Annotated in this window: 16 protein-coding genes; 7 read left to right on the top strand and 9 right to left on the bottom strand. The window is 41.5% G+C overall.

Features of this window, described 5'->3' with window-relative positions; translation table 11 throughout:
• Window positions 1-27 precede the first annotated feature (27 nt).
• The 4 genes from IPP86_06035 to IPP86_06050 all read right to left on the bottom strand — a co-directional run bounded on the left by IPP86_06035 (window position 28) and on the right by IPP86_06050 (window position 2935).
• Window positions 28-714 carry a hypothetical protein gene (locus IPP86_06035; GenBank protein ID MBL0138076.1) on the bottom strand — a complete coding sequence of 229 codons (687 nt, stop codon included), beginning with the start codon at window positions 712-714 and terminating at the stop codon, window positions 28-30.
• A 124-nt stretch (window positions 715-838) separates the two neighbouring features.
• A complete protein-coding gene (locus IPP86_06040) occupies window positions 839-1963 on the bottom strand; it encodes a hypothetical protein (GenBank protein MBL0138077.1) in 1125 nt (374 codons plus the stop codon).
• Between the two features lie 614 nt (window positions 1964-2577).
• Window positions 2578-2724: a hypothetical protein gene (locus IPP86_06045; GenBank protein MBL0138078.1), complete on the bottom strand. Its 147-nt coding sequence runs from the start codon at window positions 2722-2724 to the stop codon at window positions 2578-2580.
• Window positions 2725-2797: 73 nt separating this feature from the next.
• A complete protein-coding gene (locus tag IPP86_06050; GenBank protein ID MBL0138079.1) occupies window positions 2798-2935 on the bottom strand; it encodes a hypothetical protein in 138 nt (45 codons plus the stop codon).
• Window positions 2936-3972: 1037 nt separating this feature from the next.
• On the opposite strand from IPP86_06050, the gene IPP86_06055 reads away from it, so the two are divergent.
• Complete coding sequence (locus tag IPP86_06055; GenBank protein ID MBL0138080.1) at window positions 3973-5091, top strand: hypothetical protein; 1119 nt, start codon at window positions 3973-3975, stop codon at window positions 5089-5091.
• Window positions 5092-5148: 57 nt separating this feature from the next.
• Here the strand turns inward: IPP86_06055 and lepA are convergent, their stop codons facing one another.
• Complete coding sequence (gene lepA / locus IPP86_06060) at window positions 5149-6936, bottom strand: elongation factor 4 (GenBank protein ID MBL0138081.1); 1788 nt, start codon at window positions 6934-6936, stop codon at window positions 5149-5151.
• 340 nt (window positions 6937-7276) lie between these two features.
• Here lepA and IPP86_06065 point away from each other — a divergent pair, with 340 nt between their 5' ends.
• The 4 genes from IPP86_06065 (at window position 7277) to IPP86_06080 (ending at window position 11605) form a co-directional block, all read left to right on the top strand.
• Complete coding sequence (locus tag IPP86_06065; protein ID MBL0138082.1) at window positions 7277-9328, top strand: gliding motility-associated C-terminal domain-containing protein; 2052 nt, start codon at window positions 7277-7279, stop codon at window positions 9326-9328.
• A gap of 18 nt (window positions 9329-9346) precedes the next feature.
• The gene (gene metF / locus IPP86_06070; protein ID MBL0138083.1) at window positions 9347-10303 is read left to right on the top strand and encodes a methylenetetrahydrofolate reductase [NAD(P)H]; all 957 of its coding nucleotides are present in this window, start codon (window positions 9347-9349) and stop codon (window positions 10301-10303) included.
• 110 nt (window positions 10304-10413) lie between these two features.
• The gene (locus IPP86_06075) at window positions 10414-10935 is read left to right on the top strand and encodes an ORF6N domain-containing protein (protein ID MBL0138084.1); all 522 of its coding nucleotides are present in this window, start codon (window positions 10414-10416) and stop codon (window positions 10933-10935) included.
• Between the two features lie 115 nt (window positions 10936-11050).
• A complete protein-coding gene (locus IPP86_06080) occupies window positions 11051-11605 on the top strand; it encodes a hypothetical protein (protein ID MBL0138085.1) in 555 nt (184 codons plus the stop codon).
• A 36-nt stretch (window positions 11606-11641) separates the two neighbouring features.
• On the opposite strand, the gene IPP86_06085 is transcribed toward IPP86_06080, so the two are convergent.
• From IPP86_06085 to mqnC, 3 genes are read right to left on the bottom strand one after another with little or no spacing between them, the layout of a single operon-like run.
• Entirely contained in the window at window positions 11642-12232 is a 591-nt protein-coding gene (locus IPP86_06085; GenBank protein MBL0138086.1) for a riboflavin synthase, read from the bottom strand.
• A gap of 52 nt (window positions 12233-12284) precedes the next feature.
• Window positions 12285-14921 (bottom strand): gliding motility-associated C-terminal domain-containing protein, encoded by a 2637-nt coding sequence (locus IPP86_06090; protein MBL0138087.1) that lies wholly within the window; start codon window positions 14919-14921, stop codon window positions 12285-12287.
• 21 nt (window positions 14922-14942) lie between these two features.
• Window positions 14943-16067, bottom strand: a complete 1125-nt coding sequence (gene mqnC / locus IPP86_06095) for a dehypoxanthine futalosine cyclase (protein MBL0138088.1) — start codon at window positions 16065-16067, stop codon at window positions 14943-14945.
• 109 nt (window positions 16068-16176) lie between these two features.
• Here mqnC and IPP86_06100 point away from each other — a divergent pair, with 109 nt between their 5' ends.
• Window positions 16177-17610 carry a leucyl aminopeptidase gene (locus IPP86_06100; protein MBL0138089.1) on the top strand — a complete coding sequence of 478 codons (1434 nt, stop codon included), beginning with the start codon at window positions 16177-16179 and terminating at the stop codon, window positions 17608-17610.
• Window positions 17611-17935: 325 nt separating this feature from the next.
• The gene (gene pdxA, locus IPP86_06105) at window positions 17936-19003 is read left to right on the top strand and encodes a 4-hydroxythreonine-4-phosphate dehydrogenase PdxA (protein MBL0138090.1); all 1068 of its coding nucleotides are present in this window, start codon (window positions 17936-17938) and stop codon (window positions 19001-19003) included.
• Between the two features lie 28 nt (window positions 19004-19031).
• On the opposite strand, the gene IPP86_06110 is transcribed toward pdxA, so the two are convergent.
• Window positions 19032-20294: a carboxylesterase family protein gene (locus tag IPP86_06110; protein MBL0138091.1), complete on the bottom strand. Its 1263-nt coding sequence runs from the start codon at window positions 20292-20294 to the stop codon at window positions 19032-19034.
• Window positions 20295-20366 lie beyond the last annotated feature (72 nt).

The following is a 20366-nucleotide window of genomic DNA, read 5'->3' on the forward strand; positions in this document are numbered from 1 at the left end:
CAGGTATTTTCAAAAACATTCTGACATTTACAGTTGATTGAGCCGATCAAATAATTGCTGCTGGCTAACCCAAATATAATCGCCGCGAATCTGGAAAAGGCCGGTATCAACCGGAGTTGTAAGATCCACGCTTGTAGCCTCCAGTTTCATTGTTAAGTGATTGATCGTATGCGTGTACTCCAGAAACAGAAAGTCCATTGCATGAAAAGGCGAGTTCCCATAAGAGAATTTAATATTCTTATCGTAATAAATTTCCGTTTGTGTTCCTGTGTCCACGTTTTTCGCGATCGCTTTGTTGCATGTGATTCCGGCAATTATCTTGGTATCCTTTGTTTCAGAAAAATCCAGTTTTTCCGAATTTTCATTCGAAGCAATTTCTTCCGGTGTTAATTTACAACCGAAATTTGCTCTGAGTTGATCAATTAACAGGCTCACATATTTTTTGTTTTGATGATCCAGGAGATTCACCATTTGTATCATCCCCATTCCTCCGGAAGCGATAAAGGCAGCTTTTTCCTTTTTAAAAATGAGTACAATTTCTTTAGGAAAAAAGGCCGACTTCATTCCGTAATTCATGCTATCCGGGTAGGTAATTTTATAAACGACAGTACCTTCCCCGTATTCCGCTTTTTTATCCCCTGCGGAACGACAGCCACTGAAACAGACTATCAGGAATACGCCCAGGCAAGAAAGTACAAAATTCAATTTCTTCATATTTAAAGATACCTCATTCCGGATAAAAAACAACATCCCGGTAAAATTTTACCGGGATGTCAAATGTACATGAACAGTGGTTAAAGATCAATCTATCTGAAGATCACAACCGGATGAACACAGTTTAATATTCAGTGTTGGTTGCTCCTTTCATCTGTACATGGCAATTTACAGTTACGTCACCTGCGCCAATGTGTGAAGAACTAATATAATAATCCGCTTTTGGATTGAATTTGAATTGACCTTCGAAAATGAATGCCCAGTTGTAGTTTGCACCTGAAGTCCATTTTGTTTTGCCTTCATACACGAAGTACATATCCACAGGTTTTTCTATCATAGTATTGAATGGGCCAGTATAACCAAGAGTTGTGTCAGCAGGATAGATACCGCCTGTTGGGTGTTTGTAGAATGATTTCAAAATGCCATGGCAAAGGTAGCCATCACCGTATTTCTCAACAGAAACACTGCGGAAAGTTGCTGTATCTGTTTCGGGAAGAGCTGTCAATGCGTCGATTGTATCAACATTTAATGTTTTACGAACACAACCACCTGCAAGCGCATCACGAACCGGTTCAAATGTATTCACGGATGAAAGAAGTACGTATCCTTCAATTTCGATTGCAGTTGGATCTGCTTCATTGAATACAAAGGTTGTAACCTCGAATACATTGAATCCACCTGGAAGTATTGCACCTCCTGTATGATCCGGGAATGCGAAATCAAGTTTACTGTGAATTTCCCAATCTACTTTACGATAGCTGGTGTTTGCATTTATAGTATCCATTGCGATTTTAAGAGTTCCAACAGCTGCCATATTTACCAATTCAACATCCTGAGTAAAATCAGATGTACCAAGAGTAATGGCATAACCGGGATCGGTAACAAAATTAACACCATTTACATATCTGTAATTTGTGTTATCAGTATTGTATTTAGCTGTCAGGAAATAAGATCCCGGCAATAAATATGGCAATGTATAATTACCACTTGCATCAGCAAAAGTTGTAGCAGCAAGACTACCGGATGCGGAAGAACCTACATAGAGATTAATCACAGCACCTTTGGCAGCAACATAAGCGCCAGTATAGTCAGGATAAGTTACAGCACCTGTAATAGCTTTACCTGAAACTGTATCATGAACAGTCACAGTTACGGTTTTAATTTCGGTTTCGGTTTCCTTTTTGCAATAAGTAAGGGAAAACACCAACGCAGTCAACAATGTTGCTGAAAGGATTCGGTATATGTTCATCTTTTTCATAATTGGTATATTTAATTGTTAAAATTTATAACGAATAATTGTTTACAAATGTTCATTTTTTAGGGGCTAATCAGACATGATTGATGTCAGTAATACACTTGACATGTATCAGCTAATTCATTTTAATAAGAAATTTTAAGCCTTGAATATAACATTACATATACCTAACTGCGAATTCGCAGAAAAGTGTTGCATTAAGAATACCATAAACAACATGACGAGAATGTGGATAACAATGAAAAATCCTGATTAAAAAAAATTGATCCGCTTATTGTAGTCAATATCAACGAGCCTGAATCAAATTTGAATTCACAGAGTTCAGGAAAACGAGCATAGTATTTCTAATTGGATTGTTTATCCTGGATGATCTTACAGAACACCTTATAGAAGAAAAATAAAAATGTACACTTTTGAAAAATAAGTATAAGGAAAGAGGAAAACAAAAGGTCTTAAAAAACGAAATGAGAGACTACAGGTCTCTCATTTCAAATTCTAATCATAAATGAAGCACAAGAACACAAATGTTATATTGGCTTCAAACCAGGGATCAAGAATTTTATCCCATTCATAAGGGGAACATGGGGATATTTGTTCCCGAAAAATGATTAAGCGATACCAGTGCGTGACTGAAGTTTAACTTTAGCGTTACCGGATTTAACATCTTTCAATGATCTTCCGCCAACGATAGCTTTTGATTCGCTTTTTGATAACTTTTTACCAGTTACGCTTTTTGATTTTTTTGAAGTTGACATAATGTTGGGTTTTTTGATTGGTTTGAATAATAATTAAAGTTTTAAACTGCCGGATCAATTCCGGTGAACCTGATTAAGAAATACCAGTGCTTGATTGAAGTTTGCTCTTGGAAACATTTCCTTTTACGGTTCTGCCACCAACGATTGCTTTTGCTTCAGCTTTGGTAAGTTTTTTACCAGTAACGCTTTTTGGGTTTTTTGAAGTTTTCATTGTTTTTTGTGTTATTAGGTTGTGCTTACTCTTTTGATCCCTGGTTTTGGTGGGGGAGGATTTTCGGCTTGCTCCTCTTATTATCTTTAGAACTGTTTGTTTCTTTCTTGATTATTGAATTCTTTTTGTTCCGGCTTTCTGATTCTTTCTGTGAATGATGACTCTAAGATACTATCAGACCCGACCGGAAAGCCACCCAGAATGTACTGTCGGCGGATATTTTGGATAAGTGGCAGAAATACCAACTTATTTGACGACTTATCCCTGCCCTGCTCTTCACGATGTAAGCCTTCCTAGCAGTAACTCCAACCCCCTGAAAAGCGTCCCAGTACTGCTCCGATAAGTAAATATGCAAAATATTATATAGAGTTCCAATACTATTTGAAATGTTTCCAATATGATCACCGGTTATCCTGAACCTATGCCGACCATCTTCGATAGATACCGGACGATTTTACTCCGTGGGAAGCGTTTAGGTTACCCTAAAAGTGAAAACCCCTGCAGACATGTGTCTGCAGGGGTTGGTAAAGTCAGGTTAACCCGTCAAGCCGGGTAAGTTCCGTTCCCTTTATTTCTTGAGTGCTTTCTTTCCACCTACAACAGATTGTGCCTGTGATTTGGAAAGTTTAGTACCACCCTTGATCGGCTTTGCGCTTTTAGCGGTTACCTTTTTAGAAGCCATGGTATTAAAGTTTAAAACTGTGGTGCCTACTCTTTAGAAATTGGGATTTTCAGCTTTCTCCCTAAAATAATATTGTATCTTGTATATTGAACAAAGGATATCAGGTCACTATAATCTGCACTACATATTCATTCATTTGAAGGACAATCGGGATATAAATTGTACACGACTAAAACTTCCTGAATGAGTTATTCTAAAATAAAGATAAATGTACATTTCTTGAAATGAAAAGCAAAAGGGAATTGTATATTCATCTTCTTTTTTAGGACAAGTGGTATGATTACAGAAACTATGGGTTGAAATAGCCAAGACAAATTGAACAGTTTTTTACCCTTTTTAATCGCTTCAAAAACATATGTCAAATTCAGCAGAATCCTTTAATGAAAGTTCTTTACCCTTAAATTATTCCAAATGGGTTTATGAAATAATCCGGGACGATATCCCGGCTGAGAGTCTGGCAACCTGTAATGATTGTGCCATGTGCAGGAAAGCCAATGACACCACAGATTTAACCGGGCAATATTTCGACCCAAAAGTCAGATGCTGCTCCTATGTCCCGGAACTGCCAAATTTCCTGATCGGTAGAATACTTATGGAAAAGGATCTGAAAAATGTTCCTGGCAGGGATAAGCTAATCAAACGACTCGACGAGAAACTCCATGCAACACCATTAGGACTGGGTTCCGGTAAATTATATAGCCTCATATACGACAACAGTAACCGTGCATTTGGAACCAGTTTCCATCTGCGTTGCCCTTACTATATAGAAGAAGGAGATTTGTGCGGAATCTGGAAACACAGGAATTCTGTTTGCTCCACATGGTTTTGTAAACATGAACGGGGAAATGAGGGTGCAAGGTTCTGGGAAGCCGTGAAGAGATTACTCAATACCATTGAATACAATCTGGCTTATGTTTGTCTGAAGGAGCTGAAAATGGACAATTCGGCAATCTTTGAATTGTTGGCACTCAAAGAATCAAAAGGCCCCGACAATCCTGCCCGATACCTTGTAACATCAGAGCTTGACAATAAAACAGATGAAATGAAGTACCGTCAGCTTTGGGGCAATTACGCAGACAGAGAAATTGAATTCTATATCAAATGTGCAGAATATGTAAATAAATTGAAGTGGAAAGATGTAATGGACTTGTGTGGCCCGGAGGTATCGTTGATGGTCCCATTGGTAAAAGAAGCATTCCTACGCCTAAAGACAACCGAACTACCGGATTTTCTGGAGTCAGCTCAGGTGAAAATATCTCAAATTACCGATGAGGAAGTACTGATAGAAACATACAGCGAATACAATCCGATTTCTTTGCCTCCGTCCATTTTTGAAATCTTAAGCGGGTTCGATGGCAGATCTACAAAGGACGTGCTTCGGTCCCTATTAAAAGAGAAAAAACTGGATGTGGATGAAGAATTTATCAGGGTTCTGGTAGATTACCATATCCTTATTCCAAAGTCACAAGACTAAAAAAGAAAGAGCATCTCGCAAAAAAGGAAAGACAATTGAAACACAGGGATTGAATTTTCAATCCAGCTTCAGAACGGCCATAAAGGCTTGCTGCGGAATTTCCACATTACCTACCTGACGCATACGTTTCTTTCCTTCTTTCTGCTTCTCGAGAAGTTTACGTTTACGGGAGATGTCACCACCATAACATTTAGCGGTAACGTCCTTACGAAGCGCTTTTACCGTTTCACGGGCGATGATCTTGGAACCGATACTTGCCTGTATGATGATTTCGAATTGCTGACGGGTAATGAGCTCTTTCAGCTTTTCACACATTTTCTTTCCAAATTCGAACGAGTGACTGCGGTGAACAAGAGCCGACAAAGCATCAACCGGTTCTCCATTGAGACGGATATCCAGCTTTACCAGGTCACTTTCATGATAACCGATCGGATGGTAGTCAAATGAAGCGTAACCCTTGGAAATGGATTTCAGCTTATCATAAAAATCAAAGACAATTTCGGCAAGTGGCATGTTGAATTGCAATTCCACCCGATCGGTGGTGAGGTAATGCTGGTTCACAATATTCCCTCTTTTACCAATACACAAAGTCATGATCGGGCCAATGAATTCAGCTTTGGTGATGATCTGCGCTTTGATATACGGCTCTTCAATTTTCAAAAGAAAATTCGGATCCGGCATCTCACTCGGATTGTGAATCTCAGTTACTTCACCATTGGTGAGGTAAGCAGTATAACTAACGTTAGGAACCGTTGTAATTACGGTCATGTTGAATTCACGCTCCAGTCGTTCCTGGATAATTTCCATGTGTAGCATTCCAAGGAAGCCGCAACGGAAACCAAATCCAAGGGCTGCGGAACTTTCCGGCTGAAACACAAGGGAAGCATCATTGAGCTGGAGCTTCTCCATGGAATTACGAAGTTCTTCGTACTCATCGGTGTCAACAGGGTAGATACCGGCAAAAACCATGGGCTTTACATCCTCAAAACCTTTGATGGCTTCAGCACAGGGTTTGTCCAGATGGGTAATCGTATCACCAACTTTTACTTCACGTGCTTCTTTGATCCCTGAGATGATATATCCCACATCACCGGCTTTTACAACCGGTCGGGTTTCTTTTTCTAGCTTGAGAATTCCGATTTCATCGGCAACATAGTGATTCCCTGTTGCGACAAACTGAACACGGTCGCCTTTGCGGATTTCACCATCAAACACCCGGAAATATGCAATGATTCCGCGGAAGGAATTAAATACTGAATCAAAAATAAGTGCTTTCAAAGGAGCATCCGGATTCCCTTTAGGAGCAGGAATTCTGGTGATGATGGCTTCAAGAATAGCTTCGATACCCAGACCGGTTTTTGCACTGGCAGGAATAATCGCGTCACGTTCACAGCCAACCAGATCAACAATTTGATCTTTTACCATTTCCGGTTCCGCACTCGGTAAGTCAATTTTATTAAGAATAGGAATGATCGTCAAATCATGCTCCATCGCCAGATACAGATTGGAAATGGTTTGCGCCTGAATACCCTGAGCAGCATCTACAATCAACAGTGCTCCTTCGCAAGCGGCAATAGAACGGGAAACTTCGTATGAAAAGTCTACGTGACCGGGAGTGTCAATCAGATTAAGAATGAAATCTTCGCCCTTAAAAGAGTATTTCATTTGAATCGCGTGACTCTTGATGGTAATCCCACGCTCACGCTCCAGATCCATATCATCCAATACCTGATCCTGTGCCTGCCGGGAAGTGATCGTTTTGGTAAATTCAAGCAAACGATCCGCAAGGGTGCTTTTCCCGTGATCAATATGGGCGATAATACAGAAATTTCTAATGTTCTTCACTTCAATATAATAAGTAAGAGGCTGATTTAAAACTAATTACCAAAAAGACTATGAGCTTAAAAGGAGATTTTAGCCGGCATTCCATGTCTTTTCAGGAAATCCACTGCCGCGAAGGTACGCTTTTTTCAGGGAAGAAACAGGCCTGTGGTTTGAAGGTTAGGGCAGCTGATATGGAAGGAATAATAAGGGCCTGAGCGCGAATGATTGTAGATTCTAGATTTTAGATTGTTGATTTTTTGGTGTTGATTATTGATTGTTTGATTTTTGAAAAATTTCAAAATTAAATGAGAGGCAAATGTATATTTGTGAGCATCACGTTCTCCTCTGATCACAAACCTCTTTGAATAGAAAAGCTACTCATTTCATTATCTGCAAAGCCTTGTTGCTTGCCCTGATTTTCATTGTTTCTTCTCAGGACACACAGGCAAGCCATGCAGCCGCGGCGGATATTAGTTATGCTTGTATACCGGGTAACCAGGTAAAAGTGACTGTAAATCTGTATTCAGATTGCGCTGCAACCGGTCAGCAGATTTACACTACTCTCGACATCCAATACACATCTGTTTCCTGCGCTGCAAATGGGATATCCACAATACCACTGCTGAGCGGAGGTGGAATCGAGGTGCCAACAGGCGACTATCCCGACTGCGGCGCTACTACCTGCAACGGAGGTTCCGCTTATGGAATCAGGAAATATGTGTACGAAGGAACATTTACCTTACCTCAAGCCTGTAACGACTGGGTTCTGGGCTGTGAGCTCATCAACAGAAATGGAATTATCACCACTGTGAATTCGGCTAATTTGTATTCCATTTATCTCGAAGCCTCTCTCGACAACCTGAATTATCCTTCAAACACCTCACCAACCTTTGGAAACGGCCCGGTAGCATTAACTTGTTTGAACCAGGTTGTAAACTATAACGAACAGGCTTTTGATGCAGATGCCGATTCTCTGGCTTATTCATTAATCCCTGCCCGGGGATCCCTGGGTTCCGGTAATCCTGTAGTGGATCTTAGTTATGCAGGAAGCTTGTCCGCTTCAAATCCCTTGTCGACAACTTCAGGTACAAGTATTGGAAATCCCGGTGGTATTTTAAGTTTCAGTCCGGATCAATTACAGGTAGGAGTTGTAGTGATTCGTATCGATGAATACCGAAATGGTACGCTGATCGGATCAGTCATGCGGGATATGCAAATCAATGTGCAGGCTTTATGCAACATTGTTCCTGAATTAGAACAATCTTCTATCGGAGCAACACTTTGTACAAATACTCTGCTTGATATTCACCTGGATCAACCGGTGCAGTGCACATCACTCTCTGTTGATGGATCTGAGTTCCGTTTACTGGGGCCCAATAACACACCATTGCCTATTGCCTCCGCTGCGGCAATTGGCTGTTCGGGTGGATACACTGACAACATTCAGGTGACTCTTGTGAATCCACTCAATCAAAATGGTGTCTATTCATTATGGACAAAACGGGGAAATGATCTGGATGTACTTCTGAACAGATGCGGAAATGACATGACAGAAAACGACACACTTTCATTTTCTGTGAATGATTGTTTCAGCGGGATTATGGACTTGCTGAATGTCAGTGTCAATAATACAAATGATGCTATGGTCATCACCTGGTTGATACCGGCCGGTGTGAGTGGCAGCAACTTCGTCAACTATCAGCTATACCGTAGCGACCTTCTCAGCGGACCCTACACAACTCTTGGCACCATCAATACACTGACTGATACAGTATACACCGACAATACCGCAAACGTAGAATTACAGCCCTACAGTTATGCTGTGAAAGCCTCGCTGAACAATGGATATACTACACCCTTGTCCGATTCAATACAAAGCATTTTCCTTCAATGCAGCCCGTCAGCTGATTCACTTTCAATGGATCTAAGCTGGACTTCCTACATTGGCTGGAATGCTCCCGTTTATGAAATTGTGCAAATTGACAGTCTTGGAAACACCTTTATTGTTTCCGGATCATCAACAACCGGCACTACTTTTCATTACACAAAACCCACGCAAAACGGGCTTTATCATGTACGTGTCCGCACATCCAACAATGGCAATCCTGAACTTATTTCGCTTTCAAACTGGTGTGAATTCCGGATCGTAAACACCGAGGTTGTTGTTCCAAATGTTTTTACACCAAATGATGACAAACGAAACGATATATTTGTGGTCCGGAATCTGGAACAGTATCCAAATAGTAGTCTGCTTGTTTATGATCGCTGGGGCAAGGAAGTTTACAAAAGCAACAATTATCAAAACGACTGGAACGGCGGCGATGTGAAAGATGGAACTTACTATTACATCCTGAAAGTTGCCGATTCAAAAGCAACAGAACATCGTGGTACATTATCAATTTTCCGAAAATAATATTCATCACCCTGCTTTATGAAAGTTATCGAGCATCTGAATCGTGCAAAAGGCAAGACTTTATTCTCCGTAGAAATACTCCCTCCATTAAAAGGGAAAAGTATTCAGAGCATTTACGATATCCTGGATCCGATCATGGATTTCAAACCCAGCTTTGTGGATGTTACTTATCACCGCGAAGAATACGTGTACAAAAAGCACAGCAACGGTTTGCTTGAAAAAATTTCCATGAGAAAAAGGCCGGGAACGGTCGGGATCTGTGCCGCCATTATCAATCACTACAAAGTAGATACAGTACCACATATCATTTGCGGAGGTTTCTCAAGAGAAGAAACAGAAAACGCGCTCATCGATCTGAGTTTTTTGGGAATCGACAATGTATTGTTGCTTCGTGGTGACGCGATCAAATCAGAGCCTGTATTCGAACCTCATCCTTTTGGTCACAAATACGCACTCGATCTTGTGATGCAGGTGGTGAACATGAACAAAGGCATTTATCTCGACGAAGAATTAAAGGATGTAGCTTCTTCCAATTTCTGTATCGGTGTCGCCGGTTATCCTGAGAAACATTTCGAAGCTCCAAATCTGCGTACCGATTTGAAATACCTCAAAGCGAAAATTGATGCAGGAGCGGAATACATCGTAACGCAAATGTTTTTTGACAACTCCAAATATTTTGAGTTTATCGAAAAATGCAGAGAGGCCGGGATCAATGTTCCCATTATTCCCGGACTGAAACCAATCACCACCAAAAAACAATGCACTTCCCTGCCAAAGGTTTTTCATGTGGATCTTCCCGATTCATTAATTGACGAAATAGAAAAATGCAAAACAGATAAGGAAGTAAAAGAAGTTGGTATTGAGTTTTGCATCCAACAGAGCAAGGAACTAATGAAAGCAGGCGTTCCGTGTTTGCATTACTATACAATGGGAAATGCGGAGATTACTTGCAGGATAGCTAAGAAGGTTTTTTAATTTTACTGGTATTTTTCTTCAAATCATTTTTCAAAGTGGCATAAAATATCCTGCTTCTTTTGGATGTACACAATCAATTTTGCAATCATCTTTGCAAAATGAAAACATCAATAGATGCCGTCATCCGTGGCAAGATTTTCGAAGTCCGTGGTAAGAAGGTAATGCCAGACTCTGATCTGGCAGAGCTCTACAAAGTTCAGACAAAAGAACTGAATCAGGCAGTCAAAAGAAATCTGAGCAGGTTTCCCGAAGAATTTATGTTTACTCTTACTGAAGAGGAATGGACTTCTCTAAGGTCACAAATTGTGACCTTAGAAACCGGTCGTGGAAAACATAAAAAATTTACTCCAAGAGTTTTTACAGAATACGGAGTTATAATGGCCGCATCAGTACTACGAAGCAAGATCGCCATCAGGATGAACATTGCAATAATCCGTTCATTCATAGCATTGAGGGAAATGGCAATGGAGCATATGGAGTTGCGAAAGTTGGTTCTTCAGCTGGAGAAAAAATTTGATTTTAAATTCAATTCAATCGAACATGTACTCGAATATCTTCTGAGTGAAAAAAAAGCAGCAAAACTCCGTGATAACAGGAGGAGAATCGGATTTAAGGCAATTAAATTGAAATAAGAAATCAATAAATTGAAGTTTCCTGTTATTTTTGATTTGATTAATCGCTAGATTAGCACTTCAGACCAACCTTGTTTCAATTCTTTCATTTAAACTAAATACAATTTCAATGTATTTGCTGAGGCTAGTAATTTGCACTTTTTGTTTTTTAATTCTGTCTGAAAAGCATTCAATTGCCCAAGACACTACTCAGCACCGGATCGCGATCCTCACCTCTCCCAGTGCACTGGTAACAGGAAATTACGCGAAAGTCAAAGTAAGGATTCAGGCACAAATTAAATCCAGATTTGTGGTAGGCACAGATGTCAAATACTTTTTCTCAAGAGTGTATCCCGGCTATCAGGTTTTGCCTTTTGCAAAATTCTTTTTCAGAGAAAATAACTCAAAAGGGTTTTACTTGTATGTGAATGCATTCTACGGACAAAGCAAAGGCATGCCGGATAAAAAAGAAAAATATTACCCATGTTATGGAGCCGGTTTTGGTGGTGGATTTCAGGCTTTGTTTGGACATAATAAACGAGGCATTCTTGATCTTGCTCTCGGCGTAAAAGGCATAGAAACAAAAGCGAATCTGAGCATGAGCAATGTTCCGGAATCTTATGATGACTATTATTTCATTGGCCCCGGATCAATTGTAGATGGAATGATAGGAATCGGATTTCGTTTTTGATTCAGCAAGAATCTGAAAATCTGAAATAGAAAATACTCAGTTTTTTACTGGCATCAGTCTTGCCACATATTTCCCGATCACATCAAATTCAATATTTACAAAATCACCTGTTTTCAGAGTATGAAAATTCGTGTGCTCCCAGGTGAAAGGGATGATGGCTACAGAAAATGAATGGTCTTTTGATTCAACAACGGTCAGCGAAACTCCGTTTACACAAACGGAACCTTTTTCCACTGTGACATTCTCCGAGCTGTACGGGTATTTGAAATAAAAAAGCCAGCTTCCATTCTGTTCTTCGATTCGAGTAACCTCCGCGACAGTATCCACATGACCCTGTACGATGTGTCCATCCAAACGGTCACCCAGTTTCATGCATCGTTCGAGATTGATTTTATCACCGGACTTTAAAGATCCGAGATTGGTTCGTTTCAATGTTTCATCAATGGCCGTGACTTTATATTCATTTCCTTTGATTTCAACAACTGTGAGACACACTCCATTGTGAGCAACACTTTGATCTACTTTCAATCCAGGAGTAAAAGCCGTGGTAATCGTAAGAATCAGGTTGCTGTTTTCTTTACGAACTTCACTGACAGTCCCCAATTCTTCAATAATTCCTGTAAACATTTAGCAGATTTTATTTCGTGCAGAATCTAAAGAGCGCTGCAATTCGGATAAATTAATTACCACGGATAAGGTGTATATAGCCGTTGAGCTGAATGGATTCCACTCCACTCACACGGTAAAAATTCACACGACAAGTGTAGTAGTACACACCTTCCGGACAATCCGTCTTAGCATCCTTGCTCTTTCCGTCCCAATTGATGTCTTTATCATTCGTTTCAAAAACAAGTGTTCCCCAACGATTGTAAATTTTCATTTCAACATCCTTTACATTCTTGTAAGGCGGACAATTTTTTGCCTGCAATTCCGAAGATGTTGTTGAATCACAAGGATGAAAAAGATCGTTGTTGTTGTCGTTGTTCGGAGTAAATACAGATGGCAAAACATATTGCCGGCAAGTATCCACACAAACAGCTAATGGATTCAGACTTTCATTTCCAACGGAATCAACGGCGGTGACTTTATAACAGCCCGCAAGGATACTCAGATTTTTATGCAGGTAAATAGTATCTGTTGGCACTACAATCGAATCAATTCGCTCAAAAGCGGAGCTTTGTGATGGCGCATAATAGATGTAATATTTCAAAACATCATCCGCACAGCTAAGATTCGGATTGGTCCACTCCAGCCTGTTCAGGTTGTCGCTACAGAATGATTGAACTGTAAGGTTTGGATTGCATGGATTGACATTGTCCAGCGGACTTCCACAAACACGCTGCGAACGATTCAAAATCGGGTCAACATATCCGGGGAATGAATACAAGCCTATACTGCGGATGTAATAACAATAGGTATTTCCGTTGACAAGACCGGTGTCCGTATATGTCTGCAGCGAAGTTGTGTCCAGCAAATTATAAAGCCCTGAAACAACATCTTTTTTATACACTTCATAATACTCATTCAACCAGGGAACATTTTCAGTCCAGGAAAGAACCATGCGGTTGTCGCTTGGCGCTAGTGACAGGAAAACACTGCTTGCTTTTGTTGAACTTCCTTTTAGAACAAGCGAACTGTTTTGGGTGTAATACAATTCAACTTTGTAAGTCCACTGGAAATTCACTGTGTTGACGAGTGTATCAATATAAATGGTATCGTTCAGATCATTGAATATCGCAACCTGGTTGAATGAAACCCCATCCTGTGAATGATACAATCTGTACTGATAAGGCGGAGGATCCTGTATTGTATCCAGATCTGTCGGTTTGCTCCAGGCAACATAGACCGAACCGGTGAGCAGATCCGTTGTGCGAACATCCGCGTTTGTAAGAACTGGAAGATCTTTCTTCAAGGTAACGCATGTTTGAGGTGTCGCGCAACTTTCCGAACCGCCGGGATAAACTGCAGTCACGAGATAACAATACTGTACACCGGTAGACAAACCCGCGCCGTTATTATTATCGCTAAAGGTGGTATCGTTGATCGAAGAATTTGTTCCGATGAGAGAATAGCCAGCATAAGCCGGAGCTCCATTATCACATGGACATTCGATAGTACCATTGTACATTCCGGTTCTTCGATAGATCCTGTACCCGGTTGCTCCGATGCAACCGGGAGGACTCCAGGTCAGGTCTACAATGTTTCCATTCGCTACAGCGCTTGGATTCACAGGCGGCAAACCGATGACACGTATCATCACACTCTTCAGGTTCACAAGTCGTGTTGTATCTGTGTCCTGAGCTTTAAACTGAGCATAGTAAGGTTGTGTACGCACATTCGCGCAAGTGGTAGGCCAGCTGAAATGAGAGATTACTGTGTCATTATTCAACTGAACCGGAGTGAAAGTAGCAGGGTTCGCAACAACAAAAGGGCCACCACTTGCTGTAAGAATCACTGAATTGCCATCGGGATCATAGGCAGTTACATCAAAATTCAAAGTATCGCCGGCAACTACACAAGTATCCGCGATCGGAAAAAACTCAGGCGGATGATTTGCACAGCTTCCGATCAAAATCTGCATATCACGGGTGACATATCCGATCAATGAACCGTTTCTCCATTCATTGATTCTGAAAGCGACATTGTATTCCCCTTCCTGAATAGGCGAATCCCATGTAAGGTCCCCTGTGACCGGATTTATATCGAATGTATTGGATGCTGTAGGAAAGGTGTATCCGGGAATCGGATCACCATTAGCGCCACGACAAACAGTGAGTTCGTATGACAGGCTATCTCCATCCGGATCAAATGCTCCTGGGTTGTGAATGAAAATTCTGTTGAGGCAACCCTGATCAATGGGAGGATAAGTGAGAACAGGAGTACTGTTTGGTTGTCCCTGAAATGGATTGATGATTAATGCCGTCTCCACATAAAATGGAACCTCTACGGAGTTCGGAATATTGATTACATCAGCATTCCGGTTCGGATCTTCGAAATGAAAAATGAAAGTTCCGTTTCCGCTATAGGTGTGATATCCTTCATAAATATTTTTGGAGATATCGTTACCCAAATCGATTTTTTGGATCCGTACAAATACTGCGCGAGGAGAACCATCTCCCCAATACACAGAATCTAATGTCGGACGATCGGCTGCGGAACTACTCGTCTTTGTATAGGTGATGATGGTTCCTTTATAATACAAAGCCGGAGGAGGACCAATATATGTAAGATACATCTCTCCTGCCCTGTTGTGCGTTGCATAGGTCAGAGATGAAAAAATGAAGAACGGAACAAAGAGAGAAAAAAATCTTTTCAAAACCATCAGTTTCAGAATGGATTAGTAGTTAATTACCTGCTGCTCCATCAGTTCAGGGAGCTCACGATATTCGTATTGTTGAGTACGTAATTGTGGAGTAAAACCGGCTTCACGAATTGCATCCTGTATTCCTTTGGAAGTAAAACGATGCGGAGCCCCGGCAACAGAAACAACATTCTCTTCAATCATGATGGAACCAAAATCATTTGCTCCTCCGTGCAAACACAATTGAGCGATTTCTTTTCCTACCGTCAACCAGCTGGCCTGAATATTTTGAATATTCGGCAACATGATCCGGCAAAGTGCCAGCATCCGGATGTATTCTTCACCGCTCACCTGGTTGCGTACACCTTTGATGCGACGAAGCAATGTTCCTTCATCCTGGAAAGGCCATGGAATAAACGCGATGAACCCTTTGGCCTTAGCAGGCTTTTCACTTTGTACTTCACGCAACCAGACAAGATGTTCAAAACGTTCTTCGATGGTTTCAATATGTCCGAACATCATGGTCGCGGAAGTGGTCAGATTCAATTGATGCGCGGCACGCATGACATCCAGCCATTCGCGTCCGGTGCATTTCCCTTTGCTGATCAAACGACGGACACGGTCATTGAGAATCTCCGCTCCGGCGCCAGGTAAAGAATCAAGTCCGGCATCCATTAAAGCTTTGAGCACTTCTGTATGTGTTGAACCTTCCAGTTTTGTGATATGTGCAATTTCCGGTGGCCCGAGTGAATGCAGTTTCAGATTTGGATAAAGTCTTTTCAGTTCTTTGAAAAGATCAACATAAAATTTTAATCCGAGATCCGGATGATGACCTCCCTGAAGCAGCAGTTGTTCTCCTCCGTAGCGAAAGGTTTCATCAATCTTTTGTTTGTACTGATCGATCGTTGTGATGTAAGCCTCCGCATGGCCGGGAATCCGGTAAAAGTTGCAAAACTTACAATTCGCGATGCAAACATTGGTGGTATTGACATTTCTGTCGATGATCCAGGTAACTTTGTTATCCGAATGAAATTTCTTTCGCATCTCATTCGCCACATCCATCAGTTCCGCTGTTGGAGCATTTTCAAAAAGATACTGGCCTTCCTTTTTGTCAAGGAATTCAAAATTAAGAGCCCGTTGAAGCAAATTATCAGCGTTCATAAAAAGGGACGGAAACGTGAAATAATGGAATTCAATTCTTCATTTTTGAAAGGTAAGTCCTACCAAAAATATTTTAACTAATTTCCGCCCTTCAAAAATACAATTTATAATGCAGACTACCATCCTGACTACTTCATCCGTTAAAGCCGGGGACTCCCTGATTTTACTCCTGGATGACAATGGAAATATCCCTTCCGGAATTTTATCGAAAGAAGAAGCTGATTTTGTTAAAAAAGAGCTGAAAGCCGAACGTAAAACCATCATCATCAACCAGTACAAACGTCTGGTGATTTTGTTTCAGCCTGATTATAAGAAGGATTCAACCCGTTTGCTTGAAGCATGCCGCAAGGCTGGCGATAGTTTTCTGGGAAGTATTAACAAACAGAAATTATCCCGTGTGGTGATCCAGGATCTCGCCGGAAACTCCGCAACGACTCTGGCAGTCGCTGAAGGAATGGCTCTTGGCAATTACCAGTTCCTGAAATACAGAAAAGAGAAGAAAAAAGAGCAGAATTCATTGCATGAAATCGCGATCAAAAGCAGAGCGGTTCGTGATCATCATGCTCAGGAATTGCAATATGTTGTGGATGCGGTTTGCAAGGCAAGAACCCTTGTGAACGAACCACTGTCCGGACTTTCAGCTACTCAATTGGCTTCCGAATTCGTAAAACTTGGAAAAGAAGCAAAATTCAAGGTTCAGGTTTTGGGAAAATCAAGGATCAAAGCCTTGAAAATGGGTGGATTACTGGCAGTAAACAAAGGAAGTGTCGCTCCTCCAACGTTCACGATCATGGAATACAAGCCCCGTAACGCGAAAAATAAAAAGCCATATATTCTCATTGGTAAAGGTGTTGTGTACGATACAGGTGGATTAAGCCTGAAGCCTACTCCCAACTCCATGGATTACATGAAAAGTGATATGGCCGGCGCCGCTGCTGTTGGTTGCGCACTTTACGCGATCGCGAAATCAAAATTGCCTGTTCATGTGATCGCATTGGTTCCTGCCACTGATAACAGGCCCGGAGGCGAAGCATACACACCCGGCGATGTAGTGACGATGATGAGCGGTCATACTGTTGAAGTATTGAATACTGATGCGGAAGGAAGAATGATCCTTGCCGATGCATTGCATTTTGCAAAAAAATACAAACCCGAACTAGTCATGGATTTCGCGACACTCACCGGTGCCGCGGCCGCTGCAGTCGGACCATACGGAATCGTTTGCATGGGTACTGCTGAAGAAAGAATGCGTTCGAAGTTACGTGACAGCGGAAATGCTGTGTATGAACGTCTGGCTGAATTTCCATACTGGGATGAATACGATGATCTGATCCGCAGCGACATTGCTGATATGAAAAATATTGGTGGTCCGATTGCCGGAGCCATCACAGCAGGAAAATTCCTTCAGCGTTATACCGATTACCCCTGGATGCATTTTGATATCGCAGGTCCTTCCTTTGTTCACTCCCCCAGCAGTTACAGGGGCAAAAATGGAACAGGTGTTGGGGTGAGGTTCTTGTATGAGTTTTTTAAAAACCTTTAGAGGGACGGGGGACGAGGGACTGGGGACGGAAACTGTAGAAGACTTCTAAGTTATTCGGTTTTATTTTATGTCACTTGTTCTTCGCATTCCACCCCCTACTGTTATGAGAAAGAAATTACTCAATATTACCACGCTCATAAACGTCCCTCGTCCCCAGTCCCTCGTCCCTTTCTAAAGAATGTTCTCAATATAACCACGAGCCTAAACGTCCCTCGTCCCCAGTCCCTCGTCCCTTTCCAAAGAATGTTCTCACTATTACCACGAGCATAAACGTCCATCGTCCCCGTCAAATATTCTGCTAACTTTGCATACTCAAAACAAACCTATGAGTCATCCAGAACAAGAAGGACGAATTAAAGTTGGGATAACCTGTGGCGATGTAAACGGCATCGGCCTGGAGGTTGTCATGAAAACTTTTCTTGATAACCGCATGCATCAGGTTTGCACTCCGGTAATTTATGCTAGCAACAAACTGGTTTCCCTTCAACGAAAACTTCTCAACCTTACCGAATTTCAATACCAGACTGTAAAAAGCAGCAATGAAGTTATTTTACGTAAGACGAATGTTGTCAATTGCTGGGAAGAAGAGATCGCAGTAGAATGGGGCAAACCCACGGAGCTTTCCGGAATGCACGCATTCAAATCACTTGAAGCGGCAACACAGGATTTGAGAGATAAAAAAATTGATGTCCTTGTTACGGCGCCGATTAACAAACACACCATTCAGAATAAAGATTTCAATTTCCAGGGACATACAGAATATCTGAGCGCGAAATTTGATTCGCCGGATTACCTGATGTTTCTGGTGAGTGAAACGTTACGTGTTGCGGTTGTATCCGGACACATTCCTGTAAAAGAAGTCGCTTCACATTTGTCGATTGAAAAAATCATGAAGAAACTTCAACTGATGAATAAATCCCTCAAACGTGATTTCGGTTTTCGTAAACCAAGAATCGCCGTGTTGGGATTGAATCCACATGCCGGAGACAATGGACTGATTGGTGTGGAAGAAAAAGACATCATTCAACCGGCAGTGAAAAAAGCTTTTGACGAAGGACTCTTTGTGTATGGCCCCTACTCTGCTGATGGATTTTTTGGTTCCGGTTCTTTCCGGAAATTTGACGCGGTACTGGCGATGTATCACGATCAGGGACTGGTTCCGTTCAAGACGATCAGTTTTTCTACAGGTGTGAATTATACAGCCGGACTTCCGGTCATTCGTACTTCTCCGGATCACGGGACAGCCTATGATATTGCCGGCAAAGGAACGGCGAATGAAGATTCACTGCGCGACGCGATTTATACCGCGATTGATATTCTGAAAAAACGTGAAGAGTATGATGAAGCCACAGCAAATCCGCTTGCTTTTTCTAAACAAACACGTGATCAGTAAGAAAGCAATTTATATTTGTCAGAACACTTTAATGTAAGCTGATCCGGCTTAGATAATTATTCTTTTCTCCGATAACCTGAATCAGATATATTCCTGCCGCTGTTTCATTAACGGGAATTGAAATTTTATTCTGATCAACATGAATGGACTGAATGATTTGTCCTGTTGAATTGATGATTCTTACTTCCAGCATCCGATCCACTTTGTTTTGCAATTCAACTGTAAATTGATTCAAAGCAGGATTTGGATAAACGGAAAGATCAGATCCAACTGATACGGAAGATGCGACACCTGTACTTGGGAATGTATTTGGCAATGGCAATGGATCTGTAGGTGTACAACCGAGTTGTTCGTAGAGAAAATTACTTACGAAACGTACTGTTGTATCCATGTAAGCGAGACTCCCTGCATAAGGAACGTGATCCTGTCCGTAATAGGTATACATCACATTGTCCAGACCAATAGTATTCGCGTAATCATTGACTGAATAACTGCCATCAACTACCATGATGGACCAGATATTCAACAGATACAACATAGCGGTAGCATAAGGAACCACATTGTCATTGGTACCATGCATACTACAAAGCGGCTCGTCGCCGGGATGCAGCCAGGTTTTATTTCCCAGAGCTCCGCATAAATTCACGACGGCGTTGACTTGTGATGAATAACCGGGATTACCGCTATTGCCTTCCATTCCGCCCAAAACCGTTGTGTCAATTTGCGCGGGCAATTCACTCACATCATCCAGATAAGCGAGATGCAATGCGGTAAACGCGCCGGCGGAACTTCCTGCCGCGACAATAAAATTCGTATCTACTTTATAGACATTGCTAGTTGCCGCGTCTTTTCTCATGAATCGAATAGCCGCTTTCATGTCCTGTACAGCGCGGTAAACAGCTTGTGTCGCGCCGGTCTGGTTTGGGGGAATACTGATGCCTAAACGATAATTAATCGAAATACAAACATAACCGCGCTTAGCAAAGTGATTACACAAACTGGTAACATCTCCGTCATTTTTTGTTCCACCCATAAAACTTCCACCATGCGCCCAAACGATCAGGGGTCTCACAGCCACCGTGTCTGAATCCGGTTCGTAAATATCCATAGTCAGTGTGGTGGTTGCGCCGGTATTATCCACATTGGAACCATAGGTGATATTGGATGTAAGTTTTACTGTTGAAAAAACTTCTGTGTCATACCTGGCGGATCCACAATAGGTGAAGCGCTGTGCTGATGAGATCATGCAGACAGATAATAACAAGAAAGCAAGGAATGTAGATTTGAACATGTGAAGAGGAATTTAGAGGAAAGGTATTGAATATTCATTGAGTTGCAAATCCACTTTCACGGAAATCCGGAT

This window comes from Bacteroidota bacterium (genome assembly GCA_016720935.1).
GTDB lineage: Bacteria > Bacteroidota > Bacteroidia > AKYH767-A > 2013-40CM-41-45 > JADKJP01.

Coding starts and splice junctions, on each gene's coding strand:
- IPP86_06035 (MBL0138076.1), bottom strand. CDS start 714: ATGAAGAAATTGAATTTTGTACTTTCTTGCCTGGGCGTATTCCTGATA.
- IPP86_06040 (MBL0138077.1), bottom strand. CDS start 1,963: ATGAACATATACCGAATCCTTTCAGCAACATTGTTGACTGCGTTGGTG.
- IPP86_06045 (MBL0138078.1), bottom strand. CDS start 2,724: ATGTCAACTTCAAAAAAATCAAAAAGCGTAACTGGTAAAAAGTTATCA.
- IPP86_06050 (MBL0138079.1), bottom strand. CDS start 2,935: ATGAAAACTTCAAAAAACCCAAAAAGCGTTACTGGTAAAAAACTTACC.
- IPP86_06055 (MBL0138080.1), top strand. CDS start 3,973: ATGTCAAATTCAGCAGAATCCTTTAATGAAAGTTCTTTACCCTTAAAT.
- metF (MBL0138083.1), top strand. CDS start 9,347: ATGAAAGTTATCGAGCATCTGAATCGTGCAAAAGGCAAGACTTTATTC.
- IPP86_06085 (MBL0138086.1), bottom strand. CDS start 12,232: ATGTTTACAGGAATTATTGAAGAATTGGGGACTGTCAGTGAAGTTCGT.
- mqnC (MBL0138088.1), bottom strand. CDS start 16,067: ATGAACGCTGATAATTTGCTTCAACGGGCTCTTAATTTTGAATTCCTT.
- IPP86_06100 (MBL0138089.1), top strand. CDS start 16,177: ATGCAGACTACCATCCTGACTACTTCATCCGTTAAAGCCGGGGACTCC.
- pdxA (MBL0138090.1), top strand. CDS start 17,936: ATGAGTCATCCAGAACAAGAAGGACGAATTAAAGTTGGGATAACCTGT.
- IPP86_06110 (MBL0138091.1), bottom strand. CDS start 20,294: ATGTTCAAATCTACATTCCTTGCTTTCTTGTTATTATCTGTCTGCATG.